Source organism: Rhodococcus sp. EPR-134, assembly GCF_001647205.1.
In the GTDB taxonomy this organism is placed as follows: domain Bacteria; phylum Actinomycetota; class Actinomycetes; order Mycobacteriales; family Mycobacteriaceae; genus Rhodococcus_F; species Rhodococcus_F qingshengii.
On the sequence record NZ_LVCT01000531.1, the window covers coordinates 1 to 7,459 of the forward strand.

General features: G+C 62.6%; 7 protein-coding genes and 1 tRNA gene. 7 read left to right on the forward strand and 1 reads right to left on the reverse strand.

The genetic code is table 11. The annotated features are described in order from the left end of the window. Window positions 1-113 precede the first annotated feature (113 nt). From A2J01_RS24190 to A2J01_RS24220, 7 genes are all read left to right on the forward strand, one after another. Window positions 114-1,127, forward strand: a complete 1,014-nt coding sequence (locus tag A2J01_RS24190) for a ParA family protein (RefSeq protein ID WP_003946138.1) — start codon at window positions 114-116, stop codon at window positions 1,125-1,127. Between the two features lie 50 nt (window positions 1,128-1,177). Next, window positions 1,178-1,999: a segregation and condensation protein A gene (locus tag A2J01_RS24195; protein ID WP_046379919.1), complete on the forward strand. Its 822-nt coding sequence runs from the start codon at window positions 1,178-1,180 to the stop codon at window positions 1,997-1,999. A 41-nt stretch (window positions 2,000-2,040) separates the two neighbouring features. Beyond that, complete coding sequence (scpB, locus tag A2J01_RS24200; protein WP_064113766.1) at window positions 2,041-2,724, forward strand: SMC-Scp complex subunit ScpB; 684 nt, start codon at window positions 2,041-2,043, stop codon at window positions 2,722-2,724. Between the two features lie 77 nt (window positions 2,725-2,801). Then, entirely contained in the window at window positions 2,802-4,199 is a 1,398-nt protein-coding gene (locus tag A2J01_RS35370; RefSeq protein WP_075833298.1) for a pseudouridine synthase, read from the forward strand. An 11-nt stretch (window positions 4,200-4,210) separates the two neighbouring features. Further along, on the forward strand, window positions 4,211-4,891 hold the full coding sequence (gene cmk, locus A2J01_RS24210) for a (d)CMP kinase (protein ID WP_182261235.1): 681 nt from the start codon (window positions 4,211-4,213) through the stop codon (window positions 4,889-4,891). Continuing rightward, window positions 4,888-6,315: a ribosome biogenesis GTPase Der gene (der, locus tag A2J01_RS24215; RefSeq protein ID WP_064113764.1), complete on the forward strand. Its 1,428-nt coding sequence runs from the start codon at window positions 4,888-4,890 to the stop codon at window positions 6,313-6,315. The genes cmk and der overlap by 4 nt, the downstream gene beginning before the upstream one ends. A 102-nt stretch (window positions 6,316-6,417) precedes the next feature. Beyond that, window positions 6,418-6,491: transfer RNA gene (locus tag A2J01_RS24220), tRNA-Pro, on the forward strand. Window positions 6,492-6,761: 270 nt separating this feature from the next. On the opposite strand, the gene A2J01_RS24225 is transcribed toward A2J01_RS24220, so the two are convergent. Next, window positions 6,762-7,187: a hypothetical protein gene (locus A2J01_RS24225; RefSeq protein WP_054828053.1), complete on the reverse strand. Its 426-nt coding sequence runs from the start codon at window positions 7,185-7,187 to the stop codon at window positions 6,762-6,764. Window positions 7,188-7,459 lie beyond the last annotated feature (272 nt).

The following is a 7,459-nucleotide window of genomic DNA, read 5'->3' on the forward strand; positions in this document are numbered from 1 at the left end:
CCATTCGGTGATGTAGGCGGTAGCGTTCAAGGAGCGCGAGCGGCCTCCACCGCAGTTTCGGGGGTTTGCCGGCGCCGAGAGCAACCGCCGAAAGAGTAGGGGAGCATCGGACCGTGTCGACATCGCAGCCACCAGCGGCGGAGTCCGCGCCGCCGCATGTCAATGCCCAACTCTTCGAGCGCGTGAACGAATCAGCACCAGCTGTACCCTCCGAACCAGAGGCGATGTTCGAAATAGATACGACGCCAGTAGCCTCTCCACCTGCGGAAACCCTCACCGTTTCCGCGGAAGAACTCGGCCCGACAGGTCGACCGGTCCGCGAGGTACCCCAACCGACACCGTTGGCGCACCACGGACCCGCGATGATCATCGCGATGTGCAACCAGAAGGGCGGCGTCGGCAAGACGACGTCGACCATCAACCTGGGTGCGTCGTTGGCCGAATACGGTCGCCGAGTGCTCCTGGTGGATCTCGATCCCCAAGGCGCGTTGTCTGCTGGACTGGGCGTCCAGCATCACGACCTGGAACTGACCGTCCATAACCTTCTGGTCGAACCGCGTGTGTCCATCGACGATGTGTTGATGCGCACTCGGGTCGACGGCCTCGACCTGCTGCCCAGCAACATCGACCTTTCGGCCGCCGAGATCCAATTGGTCACCGAGGTCGGACGTGAGCAGACCTTGGGGCGCGTGTTGCACCCTGTTCTCGATCGGTACGACTACGTGCTCATCGACTGCCAGCCGTCGCTTGGCCTGCTCACGGTGAATGCGCTGGCTTGCGCCGATTCGGTCATCATTCCGATGGAATGCGAGTACTTCAGCCTGCGCGGCCTGGCACTCCTCAACGACACCGTCGAAAAGGTGCACGATCGTCTCAATCCCAAGCTCGAGTTGGCCGGTATCGTCGTCACGATGTTCGACGCCCGGACTCTGCACGCTCGTGAGGTGATGGCGCGAGTCGTCGAGGTGTTCGGCGACGTCGTCTACGACACGGTGATCAACCGCACCGTCCGATTCCCCGAAACCAGCGTCGCCGGTGAGCCGATCACGACGTGGGCGCCGAAATCGGCTGGGGCCGAGGCATATCGAGCATTGGCCCGCGAGGTCATTCACCGGTCTGGTCGTTAGTGGAACTGATTGCATCGCAAGAAGATTCGGTCGAAGTCGAGCCGGATTCGATCGACCCGAACGTGCCGACCGACGCTCAGACCGCAGCCAAGGCTGCCGGTTTCCGAGTCACTCTCCGGAACTTCGAAGGCCCGTTCGATCTGCTGTTGAACCTGATCAATCAACGACAGCTCGATGTCACCGAAGTCGCCCTGCACACCGTCACTGACGATTTCATCGCATACACCAAGGAACTCGGCAGTGCGATGGGCCTCGATCAGACAACAGAGTTTCTGGTCGTCGCAGCCACTCTTCTGGACCTGAAAGCGGCAAGGCTGTTGCCCGCCGGGCAGGTCGAGGACGCGGAGGATCTGGCGCTTCTCGAAGCCCGCGACCTTCTCTTCGCGCGACTGCTGCAGTACCGGGCGTACAAACAAGTTGCGGCGCTGTTCGGTGAGTTGGAGGAAGCAGCGCTGCGGCGCTATCCGCGCTCGGTTGCCGTCGAGGATCAGTTCACCGAACTCCTGCCCGAGGTGTTGTTGGGCGTCGATCCTCAGCGTTTTGCGGAGATCGCGGCGACGGTGTTCACACCGCGTCCGGTGCCGACGGTGGGCCTCGATCACCTCCATGTGTCCAATATCTCGATACCCGAGCAGGCTGAGCGAATTCTCGAGTTGCTGCGCGAGCGAGGCATAGGGGAGTGGACACCCTTCGGGGACCTCGTTGCCGAGTGTGAGATCACCGTCGAGATAGTCGCAAGATTTCTCGCGTTGCTCGAGCTGTATCGCCGGCAGGTCATCGTGTTCGAGCAACCCGAAGCACTCGGACCGCTGATGGTGAGTTGGACCGGAGACGACCCGGCCGCGCCGGTCACAGAGGAGGACTACGGATGAACGCCGAGCCGACGGAACCAGAGTCTTCGCAGCTAGACGAGATGATCGAGCCTACCGAACACGCCTCGGAGTCCGAAGATTCCGCCCCCGATTTCGAACTCGACGACGATCAACTCGACGCAGTGCTGGAGGCGCTGCTGCTTGTCGTGGATTCGCCGGCCGAAGTGAACCAACTCGCATCTGTCACCGGAACCGCGCCGGAACGAGTCGAAGAACGCCTGACGTCGATGTCAGCCGCATTGACCGCTCGCGGCAGCGGAATGGACCTTCGCTACGCGGGCGACGGATGGCGTCTGTACACGCGACAAGAGTTTGCCCCGTACGTGGAAAAGCTGCTATTGGACGGCGCACGCACCAAATTGACCAGGGCGGCATTGGAAACTTTGGCCGTAGTCGCATACCGTCAACCGTTGACTCGTGCGCGGATCAGTGCGGTACGAGGCGTCAACGTGGACGGGGTGGTACGCACCCTCCTTGCCCGCGGACTGATCGCGGAAGCCGGGCCTGACCCGGACACCAACGCGACACGGTACTCCACGACCGAACTGTTCCTCGAACGGCTCGGCCTGGCCTCGCTCAGCGAGCTCCCGGAGTTGGCCCCGCTCTTGCCTGATGTCGATCTCATCGACGACATCAGCGAAAGCCTGGAATCCGATCCGCGATTTGCGAGAATGAACAAGGCAGACGTGCCCGCTGACGTAGTGGACACCGAAGTCGACGACTGACCGGAATTCCGGCGCTCGTCAGCACCGAGAAAGACCCGACCACGCTCGGGAAACAGTAGAAAACTGACAGGAAAAAAGTGAACAATCCCGCTCGCCGAGATGGCACACCGGACCGTAACAACTCCCGCGACAACCGCGGCGCACGCAGCGATGCCCCCCGTGGTGGTCGCAGCGACGCCCCCCGCGGCGCACGTAGCGAAGCGCCCCGTGGTGGACGCAGCAACACTTCCCGCAGTACCTCCGGATACGACCGCAACGCCGGATCCGACCGTCCCCGCACGGACGACCGTCGTGGTGGATTCAATGATGACCGTCGCCCTCCGCGCAGTGATGACCGTCGCCCTGCACGTACGGACGACCGTCGTGGTGGCTACAACGACGATCGGCGCGGCCCGCGCACGGACGATCGCCGCGGACCCCGCAGCGATGACCGCCGTACCCCCCACGTCGACGCCCGTCGCGCACCGCGTGGCGGCGCTGACCGTCGTAGTGACGATCAGCGCGGCGCACGCCCCGACGCTCCTCGCGGCGGCGCATGGTCGAACGCACCTCGTGGGTCCAAGTTCGACGGACCTCCGCGCAAGCGCCCGGCAGCTCCCACACCGCCGGCGACAAACAAGCGAGGCAAGCCGAAGACCGAGAAGCCGCAGCGCGTCGTCTCTCAGAACCCGTTGGTCTCCAACGCCAAGCCGGCACGTCACCAGCATGCCGAGATCACCAAGCACGACGGCCCGCCGAAGGGCGACGGCGTCCGCTTGCAGAAGGTGCTGGCTCAGGCCGGCGTCGCATCACGCCGTGCAGCTGAAGAACTGATCGACCAGGGGCGCGTCGAGGTCGACGGTCGCATCGTCGTCGAACAGGGTCTGCGTGTCGACCCCGAGAACGCAGTGGTTCGTGTCGACGGCGTCCGCGTCGTCGTGCAGAAGGACCTCGTTTACCTCGCGATGAACAAGCCGCGTGGCTGGCAGTGCACCATGTCCGACGATCTCGGTCGTCCGTGTGTCGGTGACATCGTCTCCGAGCGCGTTCAGTCGGGTCAGCGGCTCTTCCACGTCGGCCGTCTCGACGCCGACACCGAAGGCTTGCTTCTCTTCACCAACGACGGTGACTTGGCTCACCGCCTGATGCACCCGTCGTTCGAGGTTCCGAAGACGTACCTCGCCACGGTTCACGGCGTTGTCGAGCGCAGCACCGGCAAGCAGCTGCGTGACGGTGTCACTCTCGATGACGGTCCGGCCAAGGTGGACGCGTTCACCGTGCTCGAGATCAACGAGGGCAAGACGCTCGTCAAGCTCGTACTGCACGAGGGCCGTAAGCACATCGTGCGTCGCCTCCTCGATGCCGTCGGTCACCCCGTTGTCCGCCTGGTACGCACCAACGTCGGAGTTGTCGCTCTCGGCGATCAGCGTCCGGGAACGCAGCGCGTCCTCGGACGTAGCGAGGTCGGTGGACTGTACGAGGCGGTCGGCCTGTGACCGATTCGTCCATGCCGCTGGTAGTCGCTATGGACGGACCGTCCGGAACCGGCAAGTCCAGCGTCTCTCGCGCGTTGGCGCAGCGTTTGGGCGCTCGCTACCTCGACACCGGAGCCATCTACCGGATCGCGACCCTGCACGTGCTGCGTCAGGGAATCGATCTGGCGGATTCCGCCGCGATCACGGCTGCCGTTGCGGCGTTGCCATGGTCCATCGGTACCGATCCGAGCAGCGAGCAGGTGCATCTCGACGGCGCGGACGTCAGCGAGGAGATCCGCGGCGACGCGGTCACCAAGGCTGTCTCCGCAGTGTCGGCCGTACCCGAAGTTCGCGACCTGCTGGTCGCCACTCAGCGTGAGTTGGCGGCAAGCGCAGACCGGATCGTCGTGGAAGGTCGCGACATCGGAACCGTCGTACTCCCCGATGCAGACGTCAAGATCTTCTTGACCGCATCGGCGGAAACCCGTGCGGCACGGCGCAATACGCAGAACATCGGCCAAGGCCGTGAAGACAATTACGAAGCGGTGCTGGCTGATGTGCAGCGCCGTGACCATCTCGATTCGACTCGGGCAGTGTCGCCGTTGCGCCCTGCCGACGACTCCATTCTGGTGGATACGAGCGAATTGGGAATTGAAGATGTGATCGCCAAGTTGCTGTTGGTGGTCAGCGACAGAACTGGAGCAGTGCAGTGAGCGACGATCTGGTAACCGAATATGCCGGTGACGGAACTTGGTCCGAGGAATCGGAGTGGGATTACGCCGATCTCGAAGCGGACGGCGAAGGCGAAGCGCACATTGCCGTCCCGACCTTGGCTGTTGTCGGTCGACCGAACGTCGGCAAGTCGACGCTCGTCAACCGCATCATCGGCCGTCGTGAAGCGGTAGTCGAGGACATCCCCGGCGTTACCCGTGACCGCGTCTCCTACGAAGCGAACTGGGTCGGACGACGCTTCCTCGTCCAGGACACCGGCGGATGGGAGCCCGACGCAAAGGGTCTTCAGCAGGCCGTTGCCCGGCAGGCCGAGTTAGCCATGGGAACGGCTGACGCCATTCTCCTGGTCGTCGACGCCGTTGTCGGCGCTACGGCGACGGACGAAGCTGTGGCTCGGGTGCTTCGCCGCTCGAAGACTCCGGTCATCCTCGTTGCCAACAAGGTGGACGACGGACGCACCGAGTCCGAGGTTGCAGCGCTGTGGTCCTTGGGCCTCGGTCAGCCGTACTCCGTGAGTGCGACCCACGGCCGCGGCACCGGCGACCTGCTCGACGAGGTTCTCGAGAAGCTGCCGGAAACCCCGCGTGAAGGTATCCCCGGCGGCGGTCCGCGTCGTGTTGCTCTCGTCGGAAAGCCGAATGTCGGAAAGTCCAGCTTGCTCAACAAGCTGTCCGGTGACGAGCGGTCCGTCGTGCACAATGTTGCCGGCACCACCGTCGATCCCGTCGACTCCATCGTCGAACTCGGCGGGCGCCCTTGGCGTTTCGTCGACACGGCTGGTCTGCGCAAGCGTGTCAGCCATGCCAGCGGTGCCGAGTTCTATGCGTCGCTGCGTACGAAGAGCGCGATCGAGGCCGCTGAGGTCGCGATCCTGCTCATCGACGCACACGAGCCGATCACCGAGCAGGACCTGCGTGTTCTGAGCATGGTGGCCGACACGGGTCGTGCATTGGTGATCGCATTCAACAAGTGGGACCTCGTGGACGAGGACCGTCGACTCATGCTGGACAAGGAAGTGGACCGCGATCTGGTCCGCGTTCCGTGGGCTCAGCGAGTCAACATCTCCGCCCACACCGGTCGCGCCGTGGCGAAGCTCGTGCCGGCTCTCGACACGGCTCTCGAGTCCTGGGACAAGCGCATCCCCACGGGTCGCCTGAACACCTGGCTCAAGGAAGTTGTGGCAGCAACGCCGCCTCCGATGCGTGGTGGTGGCCTTCCTCGCATCATGTTCGCGACGCAGGCAAGCACACGCCCGCCGACATTCGTTCTCTTCACCACGGGCTTCCTCGAGGCCGGCTACCGCCGCTTCATCGAGCGGCGTCTGCGTGAAGAGTTCAACTTCGACGGCAGCCCGATCCGCGTATCCGTCCGAGTGCGCGAGAAGCGTGATCGTAAGGGCCGCTGATTCTGCGTCCAATTCGGTACTGAAACGGCTCTGACCAGCCGATTGGTACTTCGGCCCGTCCCTGATGTAATCTTTCCAAGCGCCCGAAACAAGGGCGTGGGACGGGCTGTGGCGCAGCTTGGTAGCGCACTTGACTGGGGGTCAAGTGGTCGCAGGTTCAAATCCTGTCAGCCCGACCGAAGTTAGATCAAAAAGGCAGTTTCTCAGAGATGAGAAACTGCCTTTTTGTTTGTGCCTTCAAAGGTTCGGCAACGGATCTCGTGGAAAGTCCTGCGGTGACGTGATCTCCGCGTCGGCAGCGTTCACGACTGCAACATATTCTTCGTCGGTTTCGCGCTCATCAGAACGTCTGCTGGAAACGCGTAGTGGATCTCGTCGTCTGGATGCAAGTGGGAGCGAAGGCGCGCACGGACACTCGCGGAAACCGGCATGCGCGGAAGGCTAGCTCAGGTTCGCTGACTGAGGCGAATATTGTGAACGGCAACGGTTACTCCGAAGAGCGCGATCAGAATGGCGGTAAAGATTGCTGCCAACCACCACGGCGCCGAACCTGCTGTATTCAGCCAGATGGTCAGTGCACCGAAAATTGTAGTCGGAATGCCGACAGCACGAGACAGGTCGACGTTCCTCGGATTGACCGGCGGTGTTCTCCACCAATGAAGGCGATGTCCTCGATTCTCACGCAGCATTCGCAGGATGGACCAGACAGTAAGCGGCAGACCAATCGCGAGGATGACCATCCCGCCAATGATCGCCAAAGTGCACCCGTCTCGGAAGTACGTCACGGCAGCGCCCACAACACCTGCAAAACCGATGGCCGTGAATACTTTCCACGCCGGGGTTATGGACTGGCCATGCGGTTGTGTTGCCATGCAAGCACCCTTCCACAAAACATAATCGAAAACTTCAACCCTGTTGCGGCCGTCGATTGTGCATCAGGGTGACAATCAAACTCGGTAGGCCGTTAACTACTCCGAGTACAGCGACTGCGATACCCGCACTCAAGAGAGGTGCTGTCTCCCAATAGTTGTCGACGATGGCAGATGGGGACTGTCTGAATAACGGTGGATCCGGTCCTTGATTCAACACGCCGAGCTGAGCTTGGCGGGAAGGATCGACGATGACCGAAACACTTGATCCCATG